We start from the raw sequence: 26,345 nt of genomic DNA, 5'->3' as shown, positions 1-26,345 counted from the left end.
CCGTCGCCGTCGCGTACCGCGCGGGTCTTCATCCCCGCCGCGTCCGAACCCGCCTCCGGCTCCGACAGCGCGTAGGAGAACATGCCCTCCTTACGGGCCAGCGCTCCCAGGTACCTCGCCTTCAACTCCTCGGACCCCGACAGCTGCACCGGCATCGACCCCAGCTTGTTGACCGCCGGGATCAGCGAGGACGACGCGCACACCCGCGCCACCTCCTCGATCACGATCACCGTCGACAACGCGTCCGCCCCCGAACCGTCGTACGCCTCAGGGACATGGATCGCGTGCAGGTCGTTCGCCTCCAGCGCGTCCCGCGCCTCCTGCGGGAAACGGCCCTGCTCATCGACCTCCGCGGCGAACGGCGCGATCTTCGCCTCGGCCAGCGACCGGACGGCATCGCGGAGCATCTCATGCTCCTCGGACAGGCGATACAGGTCTGACATAGCACTCCCCAGAATGGCACTCAGTGCCGATATTTTACACACTGAGTGCCACAGGGGAAGGGAGCCTGTACGTTCGTGCCATGAGCGATCGCCACGATGAGCCGTTTCCCGACGTCCCCGGCGGAGCCGGTGGCGCGGAGGGCCAGGAGAAGACCCCGATCAGGGATCTGCTCGTGGCCGCCGCGTTCGAGCTCTTCGCCGAACACGGCTACGACGGCACGACCGTCGACGACATCGTGCGGCGGGCCGGCGTGGGCCGGCGGTCCTTCTTCCGGTACTTCCCCACCAAGGAGGAAGTCGTCTTCCCCGACCACGAGGGCGCGTTGGCCGACATGGTCGGCTACCTCGACGAGGGCGCCCACGACCCCGACCCGGTCGGCCGCGCCTGCGGTGCGGCCCGCCTGGTCATGCGCATGTACGCGCAGAACCCCGACTTCTCGGTCAAGCGGTACGCCCTCACCCGCAAGGTGCCCGCGCTCAAGACCCACGAGACGGCCGTGGTCTGGCGGTACGAACGCGCGCTGGCCGCCTACCTCGAACGCCGGTTCTCCGCCCTGCCCGACGGGGGCGCGCGGGCGTACACCGTCGCCGCGAGCGTGGTCGCCGCGCACAACTACGGCCTGCGCAGCTGGCTGCGCTCCGGCGCCCGCGGCGACGTGGCCGCGGCCGTCGACCAGGCCCTCGACCTGGTCCACCGCACCTGGGGCGACACCGGGGAGACCCTCGTCCTGGTCACCAGGAGCAGCACCCCCCTGTGGCAGATCGTGCAACGACTCGAGGGCGCCCGACGGGAGAGCGATCAGGAACCGCGTTCCCTCTGAACGGGGCACTCCGTTCCCTCCTGTGAGGCGGCGAGGTCGTCCGCTCCGAGGCGCTCACGTGCACCCGTGTGCTGCCGGCTTGGCCGGCGGCGCGCAGGCGATCACGGCCACGGGAGAAGTGGACGCGCTGCCGGATCGGGAGCTCATCGTGAACGGTGTGGTGCTGGTGCACGGGCTGTACCACGACCCGCGGCACTTCGACCTGGTGGTCGCGGAGCTGGCTGCCGCCGGAGTCCAGGTGGCCGTCCCGGAACTGCATCGCGGCTCGCTCGCAGCCGACACCGCGGCGGTGCAGACCGTCGTGGACGTCATGGCCGAGCCTCCCCTGAGCGCGCTCCTCGCGTCCGCCATCGTGCGCGACGACGACGGCCGGACCCGTGTGGACGCCACGGCGGCCGTGGAAGCGTTCTACGCGGACGCCCCGATCGAGCGGGCGGCCTGGGCCGCGTCACTGCTGCGGCCCCAGAAACCGGGATGCGGTCGGGGCGTGCCCCCGCGCCAATCCTGGCGGAGCACGCCTTCCACCTACGTGACCTGCGCTCGGGATCGCGCCGTTGACCCCGACCTTCAGCGGAGGATGAGCAGGCGCTGTTCCCGCGCGCTGACCTGGCACACGAGCCACTCGCCGTTCGTCAGCCGGCCCGGGAAGGTCGCGGCTCTCCTGCGGAGCCTGCTGCTCCCCGCCGACGGGCACCCCTGACAGCCGATCCGTTGGTGCGGTGGGCGGTTAGTGTGCCGGGATGCCGTCCGTGAAGCTGCGTCCTGCCGTCCGTGCGCTCATCCTCGACGAGCAGGACCGCATCCTGCTGTGCCGTCACGTCCTTTCGCGGCCCGCGGGGAGGGTGGTGTGGGCGGCCGCCGGCGGCGGGATCGAGCAGGGCGAGACGCCCCTTGCCGCGCTCCGCCGTGAGGTGCGGGAGGAGGTGGGGCTGGTTCTCGGGGCCGATCCGCCGCACGTCTGGCACCAGGAAGCCGTGGGCCCCGGGTACGCCGCGGGCTACGAGGGGGTCAGCAACGACTACTTCCTCGTGCGCACCACCACGTTCACTCCCCGCGGGTCCCTGTCCGACGAGCAGCTCGCCGCGGAGGCCATCCGCGGACTGAAGTGGTGGCACCTGCGCGAGATCGCTTCGTACGCGGGCAGCGATCTCTTCTCCCCCCGCGACCTCGCGACTCCTTTGACCGCGCTGGTCGCCACCGGCCCTCCGGCACGGCCGCTGCGGCTCGGCGTCTGAGCAGGCAGCCCCGTATCGGGGGACGGGCGGAACCCGCTTTCGCGGGCGGGCGGTTCGAGGGGTGGACAGATGCTGGTGACGTTGACCGGAGGAGCCGGGGCGGGAAAGACCACGCCGGCCGCCGCGCTGGCGGCTGCCGCGCCCCGGTTCCCCGTACGGGTGCTGCACGGTGACGACTACTACTTCCGCAGTCCCGAGCGCGGGGTGTGGGCGCCGGACGAGGCCGGGGCTCCGCGGCTGGACGTGGGCGACCCGCGGTCGCTGGACCTCGTACGCCTCGCCGCCGACGCCGACACCGCGCTGGCCGCCTCGGCCGTCGTCATCGTCGAGGGCCTCTTCGCCCGGCACCTCGAGTCTCGGGCGGCGGACGTGCGCTTCGACGTCTTCGTCGACCTGCCCGCCGACCTCCGCCTGGTCCGGAAGATCGAGCGCAAGTGCCTGCGGGACGGCTTCCCGCTCGACGTGCTCCTCCGCAACTACCGGCTCCACCGGCGCGGCGCCCACGCACGGCACGTCGAGCCGGTCCGCGACGACTGCGACCTGGTCGTCGACGGCGCCCTCCCCGTCGACGGCCTCGCCCGACAGGTCTGGGCGGCGATCGCCGCCGACGGGCTCCCTCCGGGCTCGGCCTAATCGGCGGTCAGCCAGCGGTAGTGCAGCTCCGGGCGGCCGACCTGCCCGTACTGCGGGCTGCGCTCGACGCGGCCCTGCTCGACCAGGTGTTCCAGGTAACGGCGGGCCGTGATGCGGGAGATGCCGGCCGACGCGGCGGTCGCGGCCGCCGTCAGCCCGGCCGGGGCGACCCTGAGCGTGCGGACGACCGTCTCCAGCGTGGGGGCGCTGAGCCCCTTGGGCAGGGCCGCGGGCCTCGACGGGCGCAGCGTGGCCAGGGCCCGGTCGACCTCGTCCTGGCTGCCCGCCTCTCCTGCCGCGGCCCGGAACCGGGCGTAGCCGAGCAGCCGGTCGCGGAGCGTGGCGAACGCGAAGGGCTTGAGGATGTACTGCACGACGCCGAGCGAGACGCCCTCGCGGACCACCGCCAGGTCGCGGGCGGAGGTCACCGCGATGACGTCCATCCGGTGACCGGCGGCGCGCAGCGAGCGGGCGAGCTCCAGGCCGTGGCCGTCGGGCAGGTAGAGATCGAGCAGGATCAGGTCGACCGGGGCGCGCAGCAGCAGGCGGCGGGCCTGCGCCGCGTTGTGGGCCTTGCCGACGGCGGTGAATCCGGGCACGCGGTCGACGTAGAGCGCGTGCGCGTCGGCGGCGACCGGGTCGTCCTCGACCACGAGCACGCGGATGGCCTGCTCGCTCATGCCTCTCCTCCTCCTGCCGGCCGGCCGGCGCCTTCTCGGGTGGGTACGGACACCGGTCCGGGGAGGGGGACGGGGGCGGGGACAGATACGGCTACGGGTACGGGGATCGGCTCGGACACCGCTCCGGGTCCGGGCTCCGAGCGCGGGGGCAGCCGCGCGGTGAAGACGGCGCCGCCCTCGGGCCCGGCGGTCAGCGTGAGCGTGCCGCCGTTGCGCGTCACGGCCTGCCGGGCCAGGGCCAGGCCGAGCCCGCGGCCGCCGGCCGGCGCGGGCTTCGTCGACCAGCCCCGTTCGAAGACCGCGTCGGTGTCGCCGGAGGGTACGCCGGGACCGGTGTCGGCCACCCGCAGCAGCAGCCCGCCGGGGGCCTCGCGGGCGGCGGTGACCGTGACCTCGATCCGTGCGGCCGGCAGGCCCTGTGTCGCGTCGACGGCGTTGTCGATCAGGTTGCCCAGGATGGTGACCAGGTCGCGCGGTGCCAGGCCGGCGGGCAGCAGCCCGTCCTCCAGCCGGCTGTCGTCCGTGATCACCAGCTCGACCCCCTGCTCGTTGGCCTGCGCCGCCTTGCCCAGCAGGAGCGCGGCAAGCACGGGTTCGTCGACCGCCGCGACCACCTGGTCGGTGAGGGCCTGCGCCGCCCGCAGTTCGGACGTCGCGAAGTCCACCGCCTCGCTGCCGCGGCCCAGTTCGACCAGCGAGACGACCGTGTGCAGCCGGTTGGCCGCCTCGTGCGCCTGGGCGCGCAGGGCCCGGCTGAAGCCCCGTTCGGAGTCCAGTTCGCCCATCACCACCTGGAGTTCGGTGTGGTCGCGCAAGGTCACCATGGTGCCGCGCTGCTCGCCGCCGGAGACCGGCGCGGTGTTGACGACGACGACCCGCTCGGCGGTCAGGTGGAGTTCGTCGACGCGCGCCTCGGGGGCCAGCAGCGCCGCGGTCAGGGCGTCGGGCAGGCCGAGTTCGGCGACCTGCCGGCCCACGGCCTCCTCGTCCAGGCCCAGCAGTTCGCGCCCGCCGTCGTTGATGAGCGCGATGCGCTGCTCGCCGTCGAGCAGCAGCAGTCCCTCCCGTACGGCGTGCAGCGCGGCCTGGTGGTAGTCGTGCATGCGGTGCAGGTCGCGGGCGTTCATGCCGTGGGTGTGGCGGCGCAGCCGGGCGTTGACCAGGTAGCTGCCGATCCCGCCGAGGGCCAGCGCGCCGGCCGCGACGCCGATCAGCGCGGCCAGTTGCTTGCGGGAGCGCGCGCTGATCGCCTCGACGGTGATGCCGGCGCTGACCAGCCCGGTGATCCGAGTGCCGGATCGGATGGGGGTGATCACGCGTACCGACGGCCCGAGGGTGCCGGTGTAGGTCTCGGCGAAGGTGTGGCCGCGCAGCGCCGGTGCGATGTGGCCCAGGTAGCGATGGCCGATCTCGGCGGGGTCGGGGTGGGTCCAGCGGATGCCGTGGGTGTCCATGATCGTCACGAAGTCCACCCCGGTGTCGCGCTGCACGGACCGTGCGTACGGCTGGAGTTCCGCCGTGGGGTCGCCGCCGCGCGCGGCCTGCTCCACCGCGGGGGTGTCGGCGACCGCCCGGGCCACCGCGGTGGCCTGGCGGCGGGCGGACTGCTCGGCCTGGCGCCCGTCGCTGACGTAGCCGAAGATCGCGCAGGCGGTCACCGCCAGGGCGACCAGGACGGCCTGCATCGCGAACAACTGCCCGGCCAGGCTGCGGGGGTAGGGCATGCGTGGCGCCGCCATGGCATCGGCCCGCCTCTCGACTCTGCGTGAACTCAACGAACACAACCGTGACGCACGTCACGTGGCCCGCGATAGTCGCGGGGACCGCCAGGACGTGAGCCGCACGCACTGCCGTGTCCCGGACGCCCGCCCGCCCGCGAGCCCGCGAGCCCGCGAAACCGCGGCCCCACGACCCTGGGGCGCACGTCCCGGACGCCACCGACGTCGTCAAGGAGACCAGCCATGCCCGTATCGCCGGCGGGGGCACCGCCCGCCCCCCAACGGGACCGCACACAGTACCTGTACCTCGCCGTGATCGTCGCGGTGCTGCTCGGCATCGCCACGGGCTTCCTGTGGCCGCACTTCGCCAGGGAACTCAAGCCGCTGGGAACCGGGTTCGTCTCCCTGATCGAGATGATGATCTCGCCGGTGATCTTCTGCACGATCGCGCTCGGCGTCGGCTCGGTCCGGCAGGCGGCGAAGGTCGGCCGGGTAGGCGGCCTCGCGCTCGGCTACTTCGTGGTCATGTCGGCGGTCGCGCTGGCCATCGGCCTGGTCGTCGGCAACATCCTGCACCCGGGCGCCGGACTCCACCTGACCGAGGCGACCCGGCACATCGGCCATACCGCGGCGGCCGACGCCCATGTCGGCCCGGTCGACTTCCTGCTGGGCATCATCCCCACCAGCCTGCTGTCGGCCCTCACCCAGGGCCAGGTGCTCCAGACGCTGCTGGTCGCCCTGCTGGTCGGCTTCGGCCTCCAGGCGATGGGGCGCTCCGGAGAGCCGGTGCTGCGGGGCATCGGGCACCTCCAGAAGCTGGTGTTCCGGGTGCTGTCCATGATCCTGTGGGCGGCGCCGATCGGGGCGTTCGGGGCGATGGCCGCGGTCATCGGCGAGACGGGCACGGACGCGCTCAAGGCCCTGGCCACCATCATGATCGGCTTCTACACGACCTGCGTGCTGTTCGTCGTCGTGGTGCTCGGCACGGTGCTGCGGCTGGCCACCGGCGTCAACCTGTTCCGGCTGCTGAAGTACCTGGGCCGGGAGTTCCTGCTGATCCTGTCCACCTCGTCGTCGGAGTCCGCGCTGCCCCGGCTCATCGCGAAGATGGAGCACCTGGGCGTCAGCCGCCCTGTCGTCGGTGTGACGGTGCCGGCCGGGTACTCCTTCAACCTCGACGGCACCATGATCTACCTGACCATGGCCTCGCTGTTCATCGCGGACGCGCTCGACCGGCCGATGGGCCTGGGCCAGCAGATCGGCCTGCTGCTGTTCATGATGCTGGCCTCCAAGGGCGCCGCGGGCGTGTCGGGTTCCGGGATCGCCGTCCTGGCCAGCGGCCTCCAGTCGCACCAGCCCGCGCTGGTCGACGGCGTCGGCCTGATCGTCGGCATCGACCGCTTCATGAGCGAGGCGCGCGCCTTGACCAACTTCGCCGGCAACGCGGTGGCCACCCTGCTCGTCGGGACCTGGGTGCACGAGGTCGACAAGGAGCGGGTCGCGCGGGTGCTGGCGGGCGAGTTGCCGTTCGACGAACGCACCCTGGTGGACGCGGAGCCGGCGTCCACCCCCGAGGCCGCCGGCGCCCCCGAGGTCCCAGCCCCCGGCGGCGCCCCGGACCCCGCCTACGGGTGAGGCGATCGCGCGGCCCGCGTAGCGGGCGCCCGGCGGTCTACGGGTAGTACGGGGTGTAGGTGACCGCGGGGTCAGCGCGGCCGGTGGCGGCGGGAGGCGGCCGCGCGGCGCGAGGGAGCGGGACGGCGGTGGCCGTGGCGACGGGGGCGGTGCCGGGAAGGACCGGCGTACTCGGGTGCGCGCTCTTGCGGCCGCTCGGCGTCCGGCGCCGTGCTCTCCTTCTCCGCGCTCTCCGTGTCCTCCGCGGCGCCCTCCGCCGTCTCGCCGGCCTTGTCCGCGGCGTGCTCCGTGGCCCCGTCCGCGAGGTCCTTCGCCGTATCCACCGTGTCCGCCGCGCCTTCCGCGGTCGTGCTCGCCGTCGCGCTGATGTCCTCGACGGCTTCGCCCGCGGCGTCGGACGCCGTGTCCGCGACCTCCCCCGCGGTGTCGCCCACCGCCGACCCGGCCGCCTCCGTGGCCTTGCCGGCACCCGAGCCGACGTCCTCGACGGCCTTGCCGGCGCCCGAGCCGACGTCCTGGACAGCCTCACCCGCGCCCGAGCCGACCTCCTGGACGGCCTCGCCCGCCCCGGCGCCGACATCCTGGACGGCTTCGCCCGCCCCGGAACCCAGTTCGCCGACGGCGCGGCCGGCGCCCTCACCGACGGACCGAGCCGCCTCGCCCACCGGCCGGGTGATCTGTTCGAGGATCTGCGGATTGCGGTCGATGGTGCGCAGCACGTTGGCGAGGATCGCCGCCACGTTGTCGAGGCGGACCTTGAGCAGCGCCTGCGCCTGGACACCGGTGATGTCGAGTGCGACCCGGCCGAGCACGACGTCCACTCCGACCTCGAGTTTGAGAAGGTCGAGCACTTCCGCATGGAGCGCCACGCGTGCCCGCAGATCCTGGACGTCGAGATCGATCTCGTCGACGTGGAGGTCCTTGACGTCGAGCAGGACGTCCGGATCGTCACTCGTGCTGCGGGCGGCCTCCTGCGGCGCCCCCGCCTCGTCCGGCACCACCTCCACCTCGTGCGAGGTCTCGTCCGTCTTCCGGTCACCGTCCATGGTCAGCCGGCCTCTTCCTCGGCCTCGTCGTCCTCGTCGACGCCTTCTTCTTCCTCGTCGTCCTCGGCGTCCTCTTCGCTGTCGTCCTCGTCGTCCGCTTCCGCCTCCTCCTGTTCCATGGCCTCCTCGTGGGTCTGTACGACCTCGCCCTCGCGGATCTCGCCGCGCCAGCCCTCGGCCTCCTCCTCGGCGAAGGTCACGTACCGCTGGAAGTTCTTGAAGTCCAGCCGCGCCCGGCGGCCCTGAGCACGCCAGAGGTTGCCGGTCTTCTCCACGATGCCGGTCGGGTAGTAGACGAGAACGAGGATGATCCGGGTGAGCGTCGGGGTGATCTCGTGGAAGCTGACGGCACCCTGCGTGGTGCCCAGAGACCCCTCGGACTTCCAGACGATACGGTCGTCGGGAAGCTGCTCCTGGACGGTTGCCTTCCAACTCCGGGTGGACGGGCCGATCTTGACCGTCCACTCGCTGGTCGCCTCTTCGCCGCGCTCAGCCTGCTGGACCCCCTTGGTGAACCCGCTGAAGTTCTCGTACTCGGTCCAGTGGTCGTACGCGGTGCGCAGCGGGACCCCGACGTCGATCATCTCGACGATGTTCGTGGCCTTGGTGTCGCCCGACGAGTCGTCGCCCGAACCGCCGCCGGAGACGGCGTCCTTGATCTTCCCGGTGACGCCGCTCTTGATGTCCTCGCCCTTCTCGGCGGCGATCGCGGCGGCCGGCGACTCACCGTGCAGGACGCGCTTGCCGACCTTCGGGACGGTGCCGCTGTCCTCGTCGACATCCATCAGCTTGTCGGTCGCGTCGGTCAGCCTGCTTCCGGCCTTGCGGGCGGCGTGCTTGGCGCGGGCGCTGAGATAGTGGCTGACTTCGTGCCTGAGCAGGGTGATCGGGCTCGGGTCGGTTTCGTTGGTCTTCTGGTCGGTCGCCATGAACGGTCACCTCTCCCGCCGGGCCTGCGGGGTTGCCTTCTTGCCGGGTCGGCTCTTCTTCGCCGTCGTCTTCCGAGCGGGTGACGGCTTCTTGCCGCCGGGTTTTCCGCTCGGTGCCTTCGCCGCGGCCGGCTTCTTCGGAGCCGCCCGCTTCTTGGGTGCCGCCCGCTTCTCCGGCACGGCCTTCTTGGCGGCCTTCTTGGCGGTCGGCTTGGCGGCCTTCTTGGCGGCCTTCTTGGCGGCCTTCTTGGCGGCCGGCTTCGGCGCGGGCGGTTCGGCTTCACCCCCCGCCTCGTCCTCGACGGCGGTGTCGTCGTCGGCATCGCCGCCGTTGCCGTCGCTGCTGTCAGCCGCCTCCGGTGCCGCCGATTCCCCGTCGTCCGCGGGTTCGTCGTTCAGGCCGAGCGTGCGCTCGTGCAGCGCCCCGGTGAGCGCCGTGATGCCGTGGTTCGCCACGCCGCGGGCGGCCCGGCTGAGGCGGCCGTGCGCGTGCGCACCGCTGCCGTGGCCGCCCTCCGGGGCCGTACCGCCCTCGTCGTCGCCACCACCCTTGAGGGACGCCGGTACGCCGGGCACCTTGCGGACGCCGTCCGCCACGAGCGAGCCCGGCCGCAGGCCCCTGCCGGCCAGCAACGCGGCGGCGGTCAGCGCCATCTGGCCCTTCTTGCCGCGGCCGAGCAGGTACCCTCCGGCCACGGCCGCGGCCATGCCGAGGTTCTTCGGTTCGCCCATCACTCTTCGCCTTCTCACCGTCGAGTGCGCGGTTCCGGACGAGGTCCGGCATCGCGTCCGAGGCAGGCTCCTCCGCACGCCGGGGTGGCCGCGCGAAGTGGTCACGTCCACGAGTCGCCGCCCGGCCGCCCCCCGCCCGGGATGGCACCAGAGGTGCGGCCCGGGGTGGTCCGCCTTCACGGCACCTCGCCCTTCCAGCCAGTCTCGTCCTCTTCCACGGCTTCGCATCTGGAGAGGACGACATGCCGCCGACGCTTCCGCCGCCGACGACCTGAATCAGCGCGGCACACCGCCTGTTGGGCCGCGAAAGACACATGTTGTCGGCCGACCACGAACAGCGCCCGCGCGGTCACTCCTCGGCTCGACCGCCCCGCGCGCAGCTCAGCTTGACCGCGGTGAGCCTCCGGGATGTGTCCGTCTGCGGGCAGCCGAGTTCATCCCCCGATCCACCGCTGCGTACGTTCCTCGCCGGACCGCGATCCGGGAGGCCAAGTGGACCCGCCCGTCGCCGGCCGGGCCGGCGGTCCGAAGACACCCGGCCGGCGGCGGGCGACGGCAGGCACGGCGGCGACGCCACGTCGGCGAGGGCCGCCGCCTGCCGTCACAGCGGGTGGCGCAGGGCCGATCCTCCCGACCGCCACGCACCCAGGAGGTGCGCGGCCAGGCGGACCTCCAGGAGGACGGTGGTGTCCACCCCGAAGGCGACGTCGCCGGCCAGGTGCGGCTCGTCGGCGAGCAACCCGCCGACCACCTCGTGCCGTACCACCTGCTCGTGGACCGCGTCGGCCTCGACGTGCTCGGTGTAGAACCGCACCGCCGCAGGGCCGGCCCCGGTACGGCGCATGGCGGCGGCCAGTCGCCGCGAGCCGGGCGACGAGGTCACCTCGACGCAGCCGAAGTGCCCCACCAGAGCCCCCCGCGACCTGCGGTGCATGCCGAACAGGGTCATCAGGTTGACGACGGCGAGCATCTCCGCGGGCGCGTGGTCCACGTAGCGGCCGTAGGCGGTGTCCAGGTCCAGGTCGTCCATCAGGTCGGCGAAGAGCCGGGCGTGCACCTCCTCGGCCCTTCCCGCGCCGAACTCGTCGTACTCGATGGCGACCATGGCGGCCTTCGCCCGCCCGCGCAGTCGCGGGATGACCCAGGCGTGCGGGTCGGCCTCCTTCAGGTGGTACAGCGAGCGCAGGGCCGCGTACTCGCGCACCTGCCCCAGGGCGCCTTCGTGTTCGAGGTGGTACGCGACGCTCCCGCTCCGGTCGGCGGGCTCGACGAGGAGGTCGGCGAACGCGTCCTCCGGAGCGCGGCCGGGTACGTCGTCGCGCAGTGCACGCAGGAAGCGGTCCTCCAGCGCCTCCCGGAGCGGCGCGAGGACGGGCGCCCATTCCATGGACTCGTCGACCCCGGCGAAGCCACGGTAGTGCAGTTCGTACAGCAGGTAGAGGGCCAGTTGCAGGTCGTCCCCGTAGGGCGCGTCGGTCGTGGCCGCGTGGCGCAGGTGGTGCGGGCCGGGCCGGTGGTTCGCGGTCAGGGCCACCACCACGGCGCTCGACAGCGGTCCGCGTGAGCTGGGCACCGCGGGTGCGGTCCGGTCGCGCTCGGTGCTATTCCGGGTCGCCACGTGGCTCGTCCCTTCCGGATTGTTCGGTCACGCACGGACGGCGGTGACGGCGGTGGCTGGTGTCGCACCAGGGGGCGGTTCGGGTACGCCGGCACGTGCAGATCGCGACCGCGAACCGGTCGCTGGCAGCCACGGTGCCGTCTTCACGGACCACCTCGACCGGGCCCTCGACCAGGATCGGCCCCTCGGGATCGACGGTGATCCGGCGGGGGCGGCGATCCCGTACGGCGTCGCGCAACTCGGGCTCGCGCGGCTCGACTTCACGAGGGTCGGGGTGCGCGACGACCTCGCGTGAGTCCGCCCCGCGTGCCTCGGCCCCGCGTGACCCGGCCCCGCGTGCCTCGGCGTCGTGCGTCTCGGCGTCGTGCGTCTCAGGTTCGCGCGGCACGGATCACCACCAGTTCCTCGTGCTCTTCGCCCGGCCCGATCAGGCCCTGCGCCCGCAGCCAGGGCAGGCGGCGTCCGAGTATCGGCCCGAAGGGCACGTACTCGCGCGCCACGACCTCGGCGGCCAGACCGGCACTCTCCAGTTGTCCCAGGGTGAGGTCCACCCCGCACAGGCCGGAGTGCACCATCAGCAGGACGCCGGCCGGGCGCAGCAGCGCCGGAGCGTGCGAGCAGACCCGGTCCACGACGTGTCTCCCGTCGTTTCCCGCGTCCCAGGCCCTGGCGGCGCCGGCCGGCGGCCTCGACTGCGGCGAGGGCACATAGGGCGGGTTGGTCACGACCATGTCGTAGGTGCGCCCCCGGGCCGGGCCGGCCAGGTCGCCGCGGCGGACCCGAACGCGCTGCCGCTGCAACACCGCGTTGGCACGGGCGCTCAGCACCGCCCGCCAGGAGACGTCGGTGGCAGCCACCCGGGCGCCCATGCGAGCGGCCAGCACCGCCAGCGCCCCGCTGCCGGTTCCGATCTCGAGTACGTCCGCCCCTGCGAGCGCTTCCTCCGCCCGCAGGGCACGGCCGAGCAGCCGCGTGTCGGCCTGCGGCAGGTACACCCCCGGTAGCGCCCACACCTTGCCGGAGCCCCGGCGGAGCGGCTCAGCGACGGTCGTCACGGAAACACCTCTCGGTCTTGCGGTCCCGGCCTCCCCGGGGCCGCCGGCGTCGCAGGTCGAGCCTGTCTGTATCGAGGGGCTCACCGGCATCGGGGAACTCACCGGCCCGGACGGAGCAGGGCCTTCGTGCGGCCGTCGCCGCGCTCGGGCGACCGCGGGCCGGATGCCGCCCGGGAGGGATCTATGGTGCATAGCGTGGCCAAAGCCTTCAAACGTGGCATCTCCATGTCCAGTCGGTTACCCCCGCACCGGGAATGACACGTGCCGGGCCGCATCGAAGCACGTCCCTCACGAAAATCGGTCGGCCCGGACACGGTCCGTGAAGGGCACCGGGAGGCGGTCACGGCGGGGCCGGGCCGCCCGAGCCCGGGTATGGCCGAACGTCGTCGGGCATGACCGGAACTTGACGCGGCGGGCAGCATGCGGAGGACCTGCGCGGTAATGCGGCAGGGGTGATGAGATCCCTTGCGGTGGCCCTGACCCTGCTCGCCGCCGTTGCCGCGGCCGTCGCCGCGGTGGCGGCCAGTCCGTGGTGGTGGGTCGCCACGGTGCCTCTTGCCGCGCTGGGGCTGCTCGGCTTGTACGACCTGTCGCAGCGCCGCCACTCGGTCCTGCGCAACTACCCGGTCCTCGGCCACGCCCGTTTCCTGCTGGAGAAGATCCGTCCGGAGCTCCAGCAGTACTTCATCGAGCGGAACTTCGACGGGCGCCCCTTCGACCGTGACACCCGCAGCATCGTCTACGAGCGGGCCAAGGGCACCGACGCGGAGCAGCCGTACGGCACCGAGCGGGACGTCTACGCGACCGGCCACGAGTTCCTCGTCCCGTCCATGGCCCCGCGCCCGGTGCCCGACGAGCCGCCGCGGGTACGCATCGGCGGCCCGGACTGCACCAAGCCGTACGACATGGCGCTGTTGAACGTCTCCGCCATGAGCTTCGGATCTCTGTCGGCCCAGGCGGTCATGGCCCTCAACAAGGGAGCGGCGGCAGGCGGGTTCGCGCACGACACGGGCGAGGGCGGCCTGTCGGAGTACCACCTGCGGCACGGTGGTGACCTGGTCTGGGAGATCGGCACCGGCTACTTCGGCTGCCGCGACAAGGACGGCGGCTTCGATCCCGGGGAGTTCGCCGACAAGGCCGGTCACGACAACGTCAAGTGCGTGTCGCTGAAGCTCTCCCAGGGGGCCAAGCCCGGCATCGGGGGCGTGCTGCCCGGTGCCAAGGTCAACGCGGAGATCGCCCGGGTGCGGGACGTCCCGCAGGGGCGGACCGTCGTGTCGCCGCCCTACCACCGGGCGTTCGGCACCCCCCGCGAACTGGTCCGGTTCGTCGCCCGGATGCGCGAGCTGTCCGGTGGCAAACCGGCCGGATTCAAGCTCTGCGTCGGCTCGCGCGGCCAGTTCCTCGCCGTCTGCAAAGCGATGGTCGAGGAGGGCACCACACCGGACTTCATCATCGTCGACGGCGCTGAAGGAGGCACCGGCGCGGCGCCGCTGGAGTTCGCCGACCACATCGGCACCCCTCTCACCGAGGGTCTGATCACCGTGCACAACGCGCTGGTCGGCGCCGGGCTGCGGGACCGGGTCCGGATCGGCGCCAGCGGCAAGATCGCCACCGGCTCCGACCTCGTCAAGCGGATGCTCCAGGGCGCCGACTACGGCAACGCCGCCCGCGCCATGATGTTCGCGGTCGGGTGCATCCAGGCCCAGCGCTGCCACACCAACACCTGCCCGGTCGGCGTCACCACCCAGGACCCGCGGCGCGCCCACGCCCTGGACGTGGGCGACAAGTCGGCGCGCGTGCAGCGCCTGCAGTCCGCGACGGTGGCCAGCGCGCTGCAGATCATGGCGTCCATGGGTGTCGGCGACGCGTCCCAGCTGCGTCCGCACATGCTGCGGCGGCGGATCGATCCGTACACCGTCCGCTCCTACGAGGAGTTGTACGACTGGCTGTCGCCCGGGCAGCTCCTGGCGGAGCCGCCCGCGTCATGGGCCGCCGACTGGGCCGCCGCCGATCCCGACCACTTCTGAGCCGTCCCAACCACCCCTGTTGGAGGAACCGTGGCCCGCACCGTTGCCCGCGTCATCGTGGACGCTCTCGCCGAACTCGAAGTGCGCCAGGTCTTCGGCGTCGTAGGCGACGCCCTGAACCCGTTGACCGACGCCATCCGCACCACTGACGGCGTGGAGTGGGTGGGCTGCCGGCACGAGGAGGCCGCGGCCTTCGCCGCGAGCGCCCAGTCCCAGCTCACCGGGCGGCTCGCGGTGTGCATGGGCACGGTCGGCCCGGGCTCGGTGCACCTGCTCAACGGCCTCTACGACGCGGCCAAGAGCCACACCCCGGTGCTGGTCATCGCCGGGCAGGTGCCGCTGGCGGAGCTGGGCAGCGACTACTTCCAGGAGGTCGACAACGACGCGCTCTTCAGCGACGTGGCCGTCTTCCGCGCCACGATCACCTCCCCCGGGCAACTGCCGCTTCTGCTGGAGACCGCGGTCCGCAACGCCCTCGGGCGCAAGGGCGTCGCGGTGCTGACGGTGCCCGGCGACATCGGCGAGCAGGAACTCCCCGACGACCGGCCGTCCCGCTTCTCGGTCACCACGCCGACCACCCGCCCGGACGAGGACGCCGTGCGCGCGGCCGCCGGCCTGCTGGAGGAGGCCGAGCGGGTCACCCTGCTGGTCGGGCGCGGCGCGCGTGAGGCCCGCGACCAGGTCCTCGCGCTCGCCGACCGGCTGGCCGCGCCGATGGTGCTCACCTTGAAGGCCAAGGAGGGCTTCGAGGGCGACAACCCCTTCCAGGTCGGCCAGACCGGCCTGATCGGCAACCCCGCCGCGGCCGCCGCGCTCCAGGACGCCGACACCCTCCTGCTGCTGGGCACCGACTTCCCGTACCGCGACTGGTATCCCGAGGGCCGCACCGTCGTCCAGGTCGACACCGAGCCGACCCACATCGGGCGCCGGGTGCCGGTGGAGATCGGCCTGGTCGGCGACGTCGGCGCGACGGTCCGCGACCTGCTCGTCCACCTGTCCGCTCCGGCCCCCGACGGCGGCCGTGACCGAGGGCACCTGGAGAAGTCCGTGCGGCACTTCGCGTCCTGGCGCGAGGGCCAGGACCGGCTGGCCGCGCCCGGCCACGACAAGGGGCTGATCGGACGGGTCCGTTCGGCGCTGGACAACCGCGCCCACGACATCCGCCCCGAGGCGCTGGCCGCCGCGGTCGACCGGTACGCCGCCGACGACGCCGTCTTCACCTCCGACACCGGCATGGCCACGGTCTGGCTCTCCCGGTTCGTGGAGATGCGCGGCACGCGCCGCCTGCTGGGCTCCTACAACCTCGGCTCGATGGCCAACGCCATGCCGCACGCGCTCGGCGCGCAATTCCTGGACCGCGACCGGCAGGTCGTCGCGTTCTGCGGCGACGGCGGCCTGAGCATGCTGCTCGGCGACCTGATGACGCTCAGGACCTACGACCTTCCGGTGACGCTCGTCGTCTTCGACAACCGCCGCCTGGGCATGGTGAAACTCGAACAGGAGCAGTCCGGCCTGCCCGAGTTCGGCACCGTCCTGGACAACCCCGACTTCGCCGCGGTCGCGACCGCCCTGGGACTCACCGGCATCCGCGTCACCGACCCCGCCGAACTGGACGAGGCGGTGCGCACCGCGCTGGACGTGCGCGGACCCGTGCTGCTCGATGTCGTCACCAACCCCGACGAGATCGCCGTCCCCGCCAAGCCCACCGTCGAGCAGGGCTGGGGCTTCGCGGTCGCCAAGATGAAGGAGATCGTCCGCAGCCACGGCGACGACTCCCCGGAGGGCTGAGCCACGAGCGCCCCGGCGGGCGGGAGCCGAGTACGCCTCGCGGTGGGGAGGCGACGGGACGCCGGGGCGCGGATGTCGTTTTCGGTGCACGGCGACGGGTAGCCGCAGCGTGAACGTTTCGAACGGGGCTCCGGCAACGAGAGGACGTGATGTCGTGCGAGCCGCATTCCTGACCGCGACCGAGGGCGTCGAGCAGGTGGAGCTGACCTCCCCCTGGCAGGCGCTGTCCGACGCGGGCGTGACGCCGTCACTGATCACCCCCGAGGCAGGCGAGGTCCAGGCGTTCCACCACCTGGACAAGGCCGACACCTTCCCGGCCGACCTCGCCGTGGACGAGGCTTCCGCGGCGGACTTCGACGTGCTGGTCCTGCCCGGCGGCGTCGCCAACCCGGACGCGCTGCGCCAGGACGCCAAGGCGCTCGACCTCGTACGCGGGTTCTTCGCCGCCGGCAAGCCGGTCGCGGCGATCTGCCACGCCCCGTGGACCCTGGTCGAGGCGGACACGGTCCGTGGCCGGACGCTCACCTCGTGGCCGAGCCTGCGGACGGACCTGCGCAACGCGGGCGCGACCTGGGTGGACGAGGAGGTGAAGGTGTGCACGGCGGGCCCCAACGCCCTCATCACGAGTCGTAAGCCCGACGACCTGCCCGCCTTCAACCGCACCGTCCTGCAAGCGGTGACCCGCCCGGCCTGAGCCTGCCCGGCCTGGGGCCCGCCCGGTCGGGTCGGCCCGCCGTGCGCCGCGCGGTGATCCGCGCACGTGATGACGCGGTGACGCCGGTGCTACCGCCCCCTCAGGTCTGCGCGCCGGATCAGGTCTGCGCGCCGAACGCGGCGCACAGGGCGGCGACACCGAGGGCGAGCCACGCGACGTAGTCGCCCAGGTGCCCGGAGTGCAGCCGCCGCAGCCCGGTCACCAAGGCGCGCACCCCCCGGTGCAAGGGCAGCCGGACGGGGCGCAGCACCGCGAGGACCGCGAACGCGGCTGCGGCGGCGGCCGACCCGCCGCCCAGCAGCAGCCCCTCGGCGGTCCACGCCGACGCGACGTGCGGCAGCACCGCCCGGTGCGCGACGGCGGGACCGAGGACGGCGGCACGGTAGACGGCGGGGTCGGTGAAGACGGCGGCGCCGCGGGCGAGCGAGCGCGCCACGGCAGGCAGGCAGCCGACCACGGCGCACAGGGCGAGCAGGAGGGCGGGCACCGCCACCATCATCGGCGGCAGCGCCCGCCCGGGCTCCCTGACTTCGGGTTCCTCGCCCTCTCCGCTGGTCTCGGCCTCGCCGGGCCGGCTGTGCGGAACCGGTCCGGCGCCCCAGAAGATCCGCAGCGCCGCCCGGAGCAGCGCTCCCCCGGTCAGCGCGGACGTGAGGACGTACACGGCCGGGAGCCACGCCTGGCTGTGGCCGGCCGCGGCCTCGCCGAGGGCCTTGCCCAGCCCGGTGCCGAACGGCGGCAGCCCGGCCAGCGCGAGCGCGCCCAGCACGAACAGCACGCCCAGCAGCCGCAGATCGCGCGCCCGACCGTACAGGCCGTGCTCGTCGACGGAGCCGTAGCGGTCCAGGAGCACACCGGTCAGGCCGAACAGCGCCGCCTTCGCGCAGCCGTGCGCGGCCACGTAGACGGCGGCGCCGGCCACGCCGCCGGGGGTGAGCAGCGCGATGCCCACCATGAACAGCCCGACATGGCCCACGGTCGAGTACGCGAGCATGCGCTTGAGGTGCCGCTGCTGCCAGCACATCGCGGCGCCGACGAGCGCGGTGAGCACGCCCAGCGCGGTGAAGGTGTGGCGGAACGCGTCGTGCGGGATGCCGCCAGGACCGGAGAAGACCGTCCAGTACACGCGCCCGATCCCGTAGGCGCCCAGCTCGACCATCGCGCCGGACAGCAGCATGCACACCGGGGTCGGGGCGACGGCGTGCGCGTCGGGCAGCCAGAAGTGGAACGGCACCACCGCGGCCTTGACCAGCATGGCGGTGACCACGAGCACGAAGGAGACCACGACCAGCAGGTCGGTCCGGTGCTCCCCCATCGCCCGGCCCATCGCGGCGAGGTTCAGCTGCCCGGTGCGGGCGTAGAGCAGCCCGATGCCCAGCAGCGAGCAGTACGCGGCGAGGGAGTTGACGATCCCGAAGGTGAGGGCGCCCTGGAGCGGGCGCGGGTCCTCGATGCGGTAGCCGGTCAGGGCGTATCCGGCGGCGCCCATCAACTCGAAGAACACGAAGGCGTTGAACAGGTCGCCGGTCAGGGCGAAGCCGACCATGCCGGCCTGGAAGGTCAGCACCATCGCGGGGAACAGGCCCGCGCGTTCACCTCGCGGCTCGTCGAAGTACCGCCAGGAGTAGGCCAGGACCGCCAGCACCAGACATGACGCGAGGAGAGCCAGGCCCGCGCCGACCCGGTCCGCGGCGAGCACGATGCCGATCTGCGCCGGCCAGCCGCCGACCGGTGTGACGGCGACGCCCTGGATGTGCGACCACAGCAGCGCCAGGCACACCACGTCGGCCGCGGCGGCGCCGGTGGCCAGGACGTCGCAGCCGGTGCGCGGCAGTACCCGGCCCGCGACGGCCAGCAGGGGCGCGCCGAGCAGCGGGATCGCCACTGCCAGCGGCAGCAGGGTCGCGTCCGTCACACCGTCAGCCCCTCAGCGCGGTCAGCGACTCGGGATCGACGGTTCCGTGCCGCTTGCGCAGCTGGATCGTGAGGGCGAGCAGCAGGGCGGTGACCGTCGCGCCGACGACGATGTCGGTGAGCGCGAGGGCCTGGACGATCGGGTCCACCACCGGGCGCGAGCCGGGTCGGAGGTCGGAGAACACCGGGGCGGTGCCGTGGTCGCGGTAGCCCACGGCGAGCAGCAGGACGTACGTCGAGGACTGGGCGACGGCCAGGCAGCCGATCGCGTGGATCAGGTTCCGGCTGGTCACCAGTCCGTAGAGGGCCACGAGCAGAATCCAGCCCGCGGCCAGGTAGGGCCACACGCCCATCAGGCGTCCTCCTCCTGTGTACCGGTCCCGGTGACCTCGACGGCCTGGTCGAGGAAGTGCGCGAGCAGCACGATCACCCCGGAGGCCACCTCGACGCCGACCGCCGCGTTGAACAGCGGCACCATGCCTCCCGAGGTGATCTTGTTGACGGTGCCCAGCGGCAGGACGTTCTTCAGGAACGCGCCGCCCGCGGCCAGCCCGGCCACGCCCATCGCGGTGAAGGACGCCGCCGCGAGCGAGTCGGCGATGTCCAGGACGACCAGCGGTCGCAGCCGCTGCAACACGCGGTAGTCGGCGGCGACATAGCCCAGGTGGAGCGCGGTGGCCAGCACCACCCCGCCCTGGAACCCGCCGCCGGGGCTGAGCTGGCCGTGGGCGACGATGTACACCCCGACGACCACGGTCACCGGCAGCAGCACGGCTCCCAGCAGCCGGGTGGTGGGCAGGACGGTCTCCGACGCGGCGGCGTGCTGGCGTTCGTCGCGGGCGAGACGCAGGAGCAAGGTCGCCCCGAGCACCGTGCAGAAGAGGATCGACTCCTCGCCGAGGGTGTCGAAGGCGCGCAGGTCGAAGTTGACCGACGAGACGACGTTGGCGGTGCGGTGGGCGAGCGCCGCGGCCACCGCGCGCTCGCCGTAGGGGTGCGAGGCTCCGCCGAACGACGGGAGTTCCCGGCAGGACAGGGTGAAGTAGACGCCGATCACCGCGGCGGAGACCAGGAACAGCAGCAGACGTGCCCGGGGACTCACGACCCGGTCCCGCCCCGCGGTCCCTGGTCGCAGGGCCCGGACCCGCCGCCGGCGGGCTTCGCGGCGTCGGCCACCGAGCGGCGTCTGACCTTGCGGACCGTCAGCAGGATGAGCAGCGGTGTGAGCACGGTGCCGACCGCCAGTTGCGACAGCGCCACGTCGGGTGCCTGCAGCACGGCGAACAGCACGGCCAGGCCGAGTCCGAGGACGCCCAGCAGCACCGCCTGCCGCACGGGCTCGCGGCACAGCACCGCCAGCGTGGCGGCCACCACCACGAAGCCGAGCGCGACGCCGATGAGTGCGGTGTTCACCGCTGCTCCCCCTCGCCGGACTCCCACGCGGCCTTCCCGACGGCGATGGTGCCGGCCGTGCCGCCGGCCGCGAACAGCAGCCCGATCAGCAGGGTCTTGACCGCCGCGCGTCCGGGGCCCTGCTGGACGGCGACGGCGAGCGCGATCAGCGGAACGCCCAGGCAGGACGAGACGGCCAGCGCGTGCAGGCGCATCAACGTTCCCTTCAGCCGTACCAGGGCCAGCGCCGACAGGAGCACGCAGGCCACGCCCGCCCACAGCAGCGCCAGGGCCACCACGTGACCGGCGGTCATCCGCGGTCCACCGCGGACGTGTCGTACCGAAGTCCCACCATGTCCTGCTGTCCTCTCAGTCGCTGGATCGGTGCCGCTCCTCCACGGGGGCGTCGCTCCCCTCCCCCACGACGAAACGGGCGAAGACGAGCGTCCCGGCCGGTGCCAGCACCGCCAGCACCAGCGCCAGGTCCTGGTACGACGACCGGTCGTAGCCCTGCGGCAGGACGAGGAACACCGCGCCCACCACCGTGGAGAGCGACGACAGCGCGACGAGCCGCCGCACCGGGGAGCCGGACGCGGCGACCCACAGGCACGCGGGGCCGGCGCCGGCGAGCAGCACGAGGGCCGCGGCCGTCCACGCGTTCACCGCGGACCGCCGAGGCCGCCTGGACCGCCGAACGCGCGTTCCACCGCGCCGGGTTCGCGGCGCAGGGCGTGCACCCGCACCCCGGGGGCGGGGCCGTCGCCGTTCCCGCCCTTCTCCGCGCTCTCCTCGTCGCCGTCCTCGCCGGTCCCCAGGACGCACGTGTCCGCGGAAGCGGCCAGCAGCAGCCCCGCCCAACCGGCTCCGGTGCCCGGACGCAGCACGACCCGGCGCACCGCGCCCGACCGCCTCCCGCCGGCACACGTGTCGCGGGCCAGCACGGCGGCGCCGCGGACGAGCGACCAGGGCAGTACCGCCAGCGCGCGGGGAACTCCGCGGCCGCGCGGCCGCCCGAGCCGTACCGCCCGCCTGATCCGCCGGGCCGCGAACGCCGCGCCGAGCCCGGCCACGGCGGCGACCGCCAGCTCGACAGGTCCGACCGAGCTGATCAGCACCACCGTGAGCGCGACCATGACGACCCACCACGCCGCGACCTCGGTCACCGCTGTGCGCACCATGCCCGCCGCCTCCCGCCGTTGACGCCCGCTCCCGCCGTGCCGTCCATTCTCGAAGCCCGGCCGGACCGGCCTCCGGCGCGGACCGCCGCCGCGCCGCACACCACCCGAACAGCGGCACCCGGCGGACCTCGGCAGCCGCGCGACGACCCGTCTTCCCGGCTGCGCGGCGGACACACCTGGGCCGCGCCACCGGAGCGGGGACGCGCGCTCCGGTGTGCGGGCGGGGCGACGGACGGGCAGCGGAGGCCGTTCACGGCGCCTGACGTCCAGGCGGTATCGGCTTCCCGGGCGCCCCGCGCGACCGCGACAGCTCTCAGATGTCCCGGTGGGACATATGTCTCATCGGGAAATATGTCCCACCGGGACATCCGGACGTACGGTCGAAGGCATGGACGCCGAGGAAGCAGTACCGAGTGGCACCGCCGTGGCGGACCGGCGGCTGCTGCGGGCGCGCCGCACCCGCAAGGCGCTCGCCACCGCCGCCGTCGAGCTGATCCTGGAACGGGGTCTGGCCGCCACCACGGTGGAGGCGATAGCCGAACGCGCGGACGTCACGCGGCGCACCTTCAGCCGGTACTTCACCGGCAAGGAGGACGCGGCCCTCGGCTTCGTCCGCGACGACGGCGAGCGGATCAACGCGGCTCTGCGCGCCCGGCCGGCCGGCGAACCGCCGCTGCTGGCCTACCGCCGGGCCGTCCGCGCCTGGCTGGCCGACCCGCACACGCCCGCGGCGCACCTGCGCCCGCAGATGCGCCGGATCATCGGCCTCCTCGACCAGGAGCCCACCTTGTTCGCCGCGTACGAGCGCATCCGGGTCGACGCCCAGGACGAGTCGACCCGGATCATCGCCGACCGCCTCGGCACCGACGACCTCCGGGACCTGCGCCCGGCCGTCGTCGTGGAGGCCGCGGCGGGCGTGCTGACCGCGGGGCTGCGCGCCTGGGCGCGCGGTCCTGACCACCAGGACGGGGCCGGCACCGAACTCGCCGACCTCGTGGAACGGGCGTACGACGCCCTGTCCTGGGAAGTCGCCTCCGCGGCCTCCCACCGCACCACCGAGGAACCACGCACTACCGATGAGTGAGACCACCATGAGCACCACCTCCCGCACCACCACCCCCTCCCCCGCTCCCGCCGCCGACGCGGCCGAGTTCGCGGACCGCACCGCCCTGGTCACCGGGGCCGCGTCCGGCATCGGCCTGGCCACCGCCCGGCGGCTGGCCGCCGGCGGCGCACGGGTCGTCATCGCCGACTTCGACGTCCCGGGCGCCGAGAAGGCCGCCGCCGAACTGACCGCCGAGGGGCGGCAGGCCGCGGCGACCGCGCTGGACGTCACCCGGCCGGACTCGGCCGAGGCGGCCGTCCGCTTCGCCGTCGAGACCTTCGGCGGCCTCGACCTCGCCGTGAACAACGCCGGGATCGGCGGCCCGAGCGCGCCCACCGGGGCGTACGACATCGCGGAGTACGACCGGGTCATCCGCACCAACCTCGACGGCGTCTTCTACTGCCTGCGCCACGAGCTGCCCGCCATCGAGGCCGCCGGCCGCGGCGGCGCCATCGTCAACGTGGCCTCCATCCTCGGTTCCGTCGGCTTCGCCGGCTCGCCCGCGTACGTGGCCGCCAAGCACGGCGTGGTCGGGCTGACCAAGACCGCCGCCGCCGAGTACTCCGCCCGGGGCATCCGGGTCAACGCGGTCGGCCCCGGCTTCATCGAGACCCCGCTGCTGAACCGGATGGACGAGCAGGCCCGGGCCGCGCTGGTCGCGCTGCACCCGGCGGGGCGGCTGGGCCGGCCCGAGGAGGTCGCGGAGCTGATCGCGTTCCTGCTCTCGGACCGCGCCTCGTTCGTCACCGGCAGCTACCACCTGGTCGACGGCGCCTACACCGCCGTCTGACCCTCGGAGAGGAGATCACCGTGAAGGCACTGCAATACCGCACCATCGGCGCCGCCCCCGAGGTGGTGACCGTGCCGGACCCCGAGCCCGGTCCCGGCCAGGTGCTGCTGAAGGTCACCGCCGCCGGCGTGTGCCACAGCGACATCGCCGTCATGAGCTGGCCCGCCGACAGCTTCCCGTATCCGCTGCCGCTCACCCTCGGCCACGAGGGCGTCGGCACGGTCGCCGCGCTCGGCGCCGGCACGACCGGGGTCCGCGAGGGCGACGCCGTCGCCGTCTACGGCCCGTGGGGCTGCGGCCGGTGCGCCAAGTGCGCCGAGGGCAAGGAGAACTACTGCCTGCGCGCCGACGAGCTGGGCATCCGCCCGCCGGGCCTGGGCGCGCCCGGCGCGATCGCCGAGTACCTTCTTGTCGACGACCCGCGCCACCTCGTCCCGCTGGAGGGGCTCGACCCGGTGGCCGCGGTGCCGCTGACCGACGCCGGCCTGACGCCGTATCACGCCATCAAGCGGGCGCTGCCGAAGCTGGTTCCGGGCTCCACCGCGGTCGTCATCGGCACCGGCGGCCTCGGGCACACCGCGATCCAGCTGCTGCGGGCGCTGAGCCCGGCCCGGATCGTCGCTCTGGACGTCAGCGAGGACAAGCTGCGGCTGGCCCGCCGGGTCGGCGCCCACGAGGCGGTGCTCTCCGACGACGACGCGCCCGCCACCGTCCGCGAGTTGACCGGCGGGCTGGGCGCGCAGGCGGTCTTCGACTTCGTCGGAGCCCCGCCCACCGTCCGGATCGCCGGGGCCGTGGCCGGGGTGGAGGCCGAGGTGTCCCTCGTGGGCATCGGCGGCGGCACGCTGCCGGTCGGGTTCGGCGCGATGCCGTTCGAGGTCTCGGTCAGCGCTCCGTACTGGGGCAGCCGCTCGGAGCTCCAGGAGGTGCTGGCCCTGGCCCGCGCCGGCGCGGTCTCCGTCCACACGGAGACCTTCTCCCTGGACGAGGCGCCGCGCGCGTACGAGCGGTTGCACGCCGGCACGGTCAACGGCCGCGCGGCCATCCTCCCCAACGGCTGACCGCTCCCGCCCCGGCGGCCCCCGGTGCCCCCGGGTGCCGCCGGGGCCCGGCTGGTACGACGCCACCGCATCACCGGCGACGCCCACGTCACCCGCTCGGGCGCCGAAGCGGTCGAGGTACGGGCAGAACTCCCACGCCTCGTCAGGGCGATCGCTCCAGCCCGACCAGAGGTGCCGGTCGCCGCACTGCCGCACACCTCGGCAGGCGCGCGTGCCGTCCTCCTCCCGCCGCGCGAGGACCAGCGCGGTGCGGGTCGTCGACCGGCCGCAGGTCGGGCGACGCGGTGCCGCCGGGGTGCTCTTCGGCTGCGCGTCATGGCGCTGAACCGTGCTCTTCTGCTGCGCGTCGTGGCCCCGGTGCGTCCGCTCCTCAGGCAACGGGCCACTCCCGGCCCGCGGTTGCCTCGCGTACGAGGCGAGCCCACCGCGTCTCCCCGCCGGGCAGCGGCCACGCCCAGGTCGGCTGGTGCGCGGTGTGCAGCTCGTGCAGGTGGCGGGCGAGCCGCGGGCCGGCGGTGGCGGCGCCGTCCGGGACCGCGGGGCCGTGGACGGCGCGCAGTTCGGCGAAGCGGGCCAGTTCGGACGCGTAGGAGTCCACGGCCTCGTCGGTACGCGCGGCCAGGTCGTCGCGGGGCACCGTGCGGTGCACGTGCAGCAGCGCAGGTTCGACGGACTCGGCGACGGCCGCGGCCAGCCGCGCGTGACCGTCCAGGATCAGGTGGCAGTCCAGGCCGCTGACCCACCACAGCAGGACGGGTGGCAGCGTCCCTTCACGGGCCTGCTTGCGGTACGCCTTGACCCGGCTGTCCTCGGCGCCGGGCATCGGCCGCAGCGGGAGGACCTCCCACGAGCCGGAGTGGACGAACCAGTCGATGTACCCGTCGGGATGGCCGTCGACGAGCACCGAACCCCAGTACCGGGCGTGCGAGGCGCCCGGATGGCGCCACCGCAGCAGCGGACTTTCGCTCGACAGCAGCCATCTGCCCTCGTGCAGTGGGCTGTCCGCCGCGTCGGCGAGGTACCGCGCGAAGCGGTGGGCCCACCGTTCGGGACGGCCCGCCAGGGCGCGCCCCGTATCGGCGCGCAGCGGCGGGACGAAGGAGCGGTACGCGTCGGTGCGCCAGAAGTCCACACCCTGGAACCGCTCCTGGACGACGGCGAGCAGCACGGGCCGCGACCGCTGGGCGACCAGCAGCCGCGTCCCGGCGCTGAACACGCGCAGCCCCGGCAGGTCGCGATCCCGTACATCCAGGGACAGCCCCACCCAGGTGCCGTCGTCCCGCCTGACGTCGCTGCGCTGCATGGCGCGAGCGTAGACGGCCGCTGCGGGAAGGCCGGCGGCGGCCGGGTGCACGGGGCGCCGCCGGTGGAGGGCCTCAGCCGCCGTACGGACCCGTCGGCGGCACCGACGTCCTCGTGTGGTGGACCGGCAACGACGCGTCCCGGCCCGGGGCGGCCCTCATGTGCGCCCCCGGGTCGGTGTACTTCGCCATCCTCCGCCGCTGCGAGAACACGTCCAGCGGTCGGCCGCCCTTCCGGGAAGGCCGGTCCTTCATCGCCCCACCCCGTTGCGTTCGCTGTGCACCTTCGTCCGATGCGCACCCGCGCCGTACCCGCCGCGTGGGCCCGGCAACCGCGCACCGGCAACCGCGCACCGTTGGCCCGGGGGTTCCCGCCCGCCGCGGCATCCGCCGTACGCCTCGCCGTCGCCCCGACCGTTGCCACGAGCCGGGTGGAGGCTCTATGGTCAGTGCAATACCACATACTACTTGTGCATCGTATGACGTCTGCGCAGGTCAGAGCCGTCGTCCCGGACGGGAACGCCGA

General features: G+C 73.6%; 28 protein-coding genes. 11 read left to right on the top strand and 17 right to left on the bottom strand.

All coding sequences use genetic code 11. The features are described 5' to 3' along the window. On the bottom strand, window positions 1–443 hold a 443-nt coding region (locus AB0399_RS30735; RefSeq protein WP_366413570.1), incomplete at its 3' end, for an acyl-CoA dehydrogenase family protein. Window positions 444–523: 80 nt separating this feature from the next. Here AB0399_RS30735 and AB0399_RS30730 point away from each other — a divergent pair. The 4 genes from AB0399_RS30730 to AB0399_RS30715 all read left to right on the top strand — a co-directional run bounded on the left by AB0399_RS30730 (window position 524) and on the right by AB0399_RS30715 (window position 3,132). Further along, on the top strand, window positions 524–1,264 hold the full coding sequence (locus AB0399_RS30730; protein ID WP_366413569.1) for a TetR family transcriptional regulator: 741 nt from the start codon (window positions 524–526) through the stop codon (window positions 1,262–1,264). Window positions 1,265–1,343: 79 nt separating this feature from the next. Next, entirely contained in the window at window positions 1,344–1,964 is a 621-nt protein-coding gene (locus tag AB0399_RS30725; protein ID WP_366413568.1) for an alpha/beta fold hydrolase, read from the top strand. A 40-nt stretch (window positions 1,965–2,004) separates the two neighbouring features. Further along, on the top strand, window positions 2,005–2,499 hold the full coding sequence (locus tag AB0399_RS30720) for an NUDIX domain-containing protein (RefSeq protein WP_366413567.1): 495 nt from the start codon (window positions 2,005–2,007) through the stop codon (window positions 2,497–2,499). 69 nt (window positions 2,500–2,568) lie between these two features. Next, the gene (locus AB0399_RS30715) at window positions 2,569–3,132 is read left to right on the top strand and encodes a hypothetical protein (RefSeq protein ID WP_366413566.1); all 564 of its coding nucleotides are present in this window, start codon (window positions 2,569–2,571) and stop codon (window positions 3,130–3,132) included. Here AB0399_RS30715 and AB0399_RS30710 read toward each other — a convergent pair. Both AB0399_RS30710 and AB0399_RS30705 read right to left on the bottom strand, forming a co-directional pair. Next, entirely contained in the window at window positions 3,129–3,812 is a 684-nt protein-coding gene (locus tag AB0399_RS30710) for a response regulator (protein ID WP_328473625.1), read from the bottom strand. The genes AB0399_RS30715 and AB0399_RS30710 overlap by 4 nt on opposite strands. Further along, entirely contained in the window at window positions 3,809–5,551 is a 1,743-nt protein-coding gene (locus tag AB0399_RS30705) for an ATP-binding protein (protein WP_366413565.1), read from the bottom strand. Before AB0399_RS30705 ends, AB0399_RS30710 begins: the two co-directional genes overlap by 4 nt. Window positions 5,552–5,773: 222 nt before the next feature. Between AB0399_RS30705 and AB0399_RS30700 the strand changes: the two genes are divergently transcribed. Then, window positions 5,774–7,165 carry a cation:dicarboxylase symporter family transporter gene (locus AB0399_RS30700; RefSeq protein ID WP_366413564.1) on the top strand — a complete coding sequence of 464 codons (1,392 nt, stop codon included), beginning with the start codon at window positions 5,774–5,776 and terminating at the stop codon, window positions 7,163–7,165. 71 nt (window positions 7,166–7,236) lie between these two features. Here AB0399_RS30700 and AB0399_RS30695 read toward each other — a convergent pair whose 3' ends face one another. The 6 genes from AB0399_RS30695 to AB0399_RS30670 all read right to left on the bottom strand — a co-directional run bounded on the left by AB0399_RS30695 (window position 7,237) and on the right by AB0399_RS30670 (window position 12,545). Further along, window positions 7,237–8,211: a hypothetical protein gene (locus AB0399_RS30695; protein ID WP_366413563.1), complete on the bottom strand. Its 975-nt coding sequence runs from the start codon at window positions 8,209–8,211 to the stop codon at window positions 7,237–7,239. Between the two features lie 2 nt (window positions 8,212–8,213). Beyond that, window positions 8,214–9,140 (bottom strand): SRPBCC family protein, encoded by a 927-nt coding sequence (locus AB0399_RS30690; protein WP_366413562.1) that lies wholly within the window; start codon window positions 9,138–9,140, stop codon window positions 8,214–8,216. A gap of 6 nt (window positions 9,141–9,146) precedes the next feature. Beyond that, window positions 9,147–9,872, bottom strand: a complete 726-nt coding sequence (locus AB0399_RS30685) for a hypothetical protein (RefSeq protein ID WP_366413561.1) — start codon at window positions 9,870–9,872, stop codon at window positions 9,147–9,149. A 601-nt stretch (window positions 9,873–10,473) separates the two neighbouring features. Further along, entirely contained in the window at window positions 10,474–11,490 is a 1,017-nt protein-coding gene (locus AB0399_RS30680; RefSeq protein WP_366413560.1) for an iron-containing redox enzyme family protein, read from the bottom strand. After that, on the bottom strand, window positions 11,474–11,728 hold the full coding sequence (locus AB0399_RS30675; protein ID WP_366413575.1) for a CDGSH iron-sulfur domain-containing protein: 255 nt from the start codon (window positions 11,726–11,728) through the stop codon (window positions 11,474–11,476). Before AB0399_RS30675 ends, AB0399_RS30680 begins: the two co-directional genes overlap by 17 nt. Before the next feature lie 133 nt (window positions 11,729–11,861). Beyond that, window positions 11,862–12,545, bottom strand: a complete 684-nt coding sequence (locus tag AB0399_RS30670; protein WP_366413559.1) for a HemK2/MTQ2 family protein methyltransferase — start codon at window positions 12,543–12,545, stop codon at window positions 11,862–11,864. 455 nt (window positions 12,546–13,000) lie between these two features. Between AB0399_RS30670 and AB0399_RS30665 the strand changes: the two genes are divergently transcribed. The 3 genes from AB0399_RS30665 (at window position 13,001) to AB0399_RS30655 (ending at window position 17,057) form a co-directional block, all read left to right on the top strand. After that, entirely contained in the window at window positions 13,001–14,575 is a 1,575-nt protein-coding gene (locus AB0399_RS30665) for an FMN-binding glutamate synthase family protein (RefSeq protein WP_366413558.1), read from the top strand. A 30-nt stretch (window positions 14,576–14,605) separates the two neighbouring features. After that, on the top strand, window positions 14,606–16,363 hold the full coding sequence (locus AB0399_RS30660; protein WP_366413557.1) for a thiamine pyrophosphate-dependent enzyme: 1,758 nt from the start codon (window positions 14,606–14,608) through the stop codon (window positions 16,361–16,363). A gap of 154 nt (window positions 16,364–16,517) precedes the next feature. Further along, a complete protein-coding gene (locus AB0399_RS30655) occupies window positions 16,518–17,057 on the top strand; it encodes a type 1 glutamine amidotransferase domain-containing protein (protein WP_329361186.1) in 540 nt (179 codons plus the stop codon). A 118-nt stretch (window positions 17,058–17,175) separates the two neighbouring features. On the opposite strand, the gene AB0399_RS30650 is transcribed toward AB0399_RS30655, so the two are convergent. The 7 genes from AB0399_RS30650 to AB0399_RS30620 are packed head-to-tail and all read right to left on the bottom strand — an operon-like array spanning window position 17,176 to window position 21,562. Then, a complete protein-coding gene (locus AB0399_RS30650) occupies window positions 17,176–18,993 on the bottom strand; it encodes a proton-conducting transporter membrane subunit (protein WP_329361188.1) in 1,818 nt (605 codons plus the stop codon). A 4-nt stretch (window positions 18,994–18,997) separates the two neighbouring features. Beyond that, window positions 18,998–19,345: a sodium:proton antiporter gene (locus AB0399_RS30645; protein ID WP_329361189.1), complete on the bottom strand. Its 348-nt coding sequence runs from the start codon at window positions 19,343–19,345 to the stop codon at window positions 18,998–19,000. Next, window positions 19,345–20,073, bottom strand: coding sequence for an MnhB domain-containing protein (locus tag AB0399_RS30640; protein ID WP_366413574.1), 729 nt, complete (start codon window positions 20,071–20,073; stop codon window positions 19,345–19,347). The genes AB0399_RS30645 and AB0399_RS30640 overlap by 1 nt, the downstream gene beginning before the upstream one ends. Before the next feature lie 17 nt (window positions 20,074–20,090). Beyond that, complete coding sequence (locus AB0399_RS30635; RefSeq protein ID WP_329361191.1) at window positions 20,091–20,405, bottom strand: DUF4040 domain-containing protein; 315 nt, start codon at window positions 20,403–20,405, stop codon at window positions 20,091–20,093. Beyond that, window positions 20,402–20,698 carry a monovalent cation/H(+) antiporter subunit G gene (locus tag AB0399_RS30630; protein ID WP_329361193.1) on the bottom strand — a complete coding sequence of 99 codons (297 nt, stop codon included), beginning with the start codon at window positions 20,696–20,698 and terminating at the stop codon, window positions 20,402–20,404. The genes AB0399_RS30635 and AB0399_RS30630 overlap by 4 nt, the downstream gene beginning before the upstream one ends. Window positions 20,699–20,753: 55 nt before the next feature. Then, complete coding sequence (locus AB0399_RS30625; RefSeq protein WP_366413556.1) at window positions 20,754–21,047, bottom strand: monovalent cation/H+ antiporter complex subunit F; 294 nt, start codon at window positions 21,045–21,047, stop codon at window positions 20,754–20,756. Then, on the bottom strand, window positions 21,044–21,562 hold the full coding sequence (locus AB0399_RS30620) for a hypothetical protein (protein WP_366413555.1): 519 nt from the start codon (window positions 21,560–21,562) through the stop codon (window positions 21,044–21,046). The genes AB0399_RS30625 and AB0399_RS30620 overlap by 4 nt, the downstream gene beginning before the upstream one ends. A gap of 388 nt (window positions 21,563–21,950) precedes the next feature. Between AB0399_RS30620 and AB0399_RS30615 the strand changes: the two genes are divergently transcribed. From AB0399_RS30615 to AB0399_RS30605, 3 genes are read left to right on the top strand one after another with little or no spacing between them, the layout of a single operon-like run. Further along, window positions 21,951–22,646: a TetR family transcriptional regulator gene (locus AB0399_RS30615; RefSeq protein WP_366413554.1), complete on the top strand. Its 696-nt coding sequence runs from the start codon at window positions 21,951–21,953 to the stop codon at window positions 22,644–22,646. 7 nt (window positions 22,647–22,653) lie between these two features. Continuing rightward, complete coding sequence (locus AB0399_RS30610) at window positions 22,654–23,457, top strand: SDR family NAD(P)-dependent oxidoreductase (RefSeq protein ID WP_366413573.1); 804 nt, start codon at window positions 22,654–22,656, stop codon at window positions 23,455–23,457. A gap of 20 nt (window positions 23,458–23,477) precedes the next feature. Continuing rightward, on the top strand, window positions 23,478–24,518 hold the full coding sequence (locus tag AB0399_RS30605) for an NAD(P)-dependent alcohol dehydrogenase (protein ID WP_366413553.1): 1,041 nt from the start codon (window positions 23,478–23,480) through the stop codon (window positions 24,516–24,518). 370 nt (window positions 24,519–24,888) lie between these two features. On the opposite strand, the gene AB0399_RS30600 is transcribed toward AB0399_RS30605, so the two are convergent. Beyond that, the gene (locus AB0399_RS30600) at window positions 24,889–25,821 is read right to left on the bottom strand and encodes a hypothetical protein (protein WP_366413552.1); all 933 of its coding nucleotides are present in this window, start codon (window positions 25,819–25,821) and stop codon (window positions 24,889–24,891) included. Window positions 25,822–26,345: the final 524 nt, after the last annotated feature.

It is taken from the genome of Streptomyces sp. NPDC088194, from assembly GCF_040702025.1.
GTDB lineage: Bacteria > Actinomycetota > Actinomycetes > Streptomycetales > Streptomycetaceae > Actinacidiphila.
The sequence above is the reverse complement of the archived record's forward strand: the minus strand, read 5'-3'. Positions and strand labels throughout refer to the sequence as shown.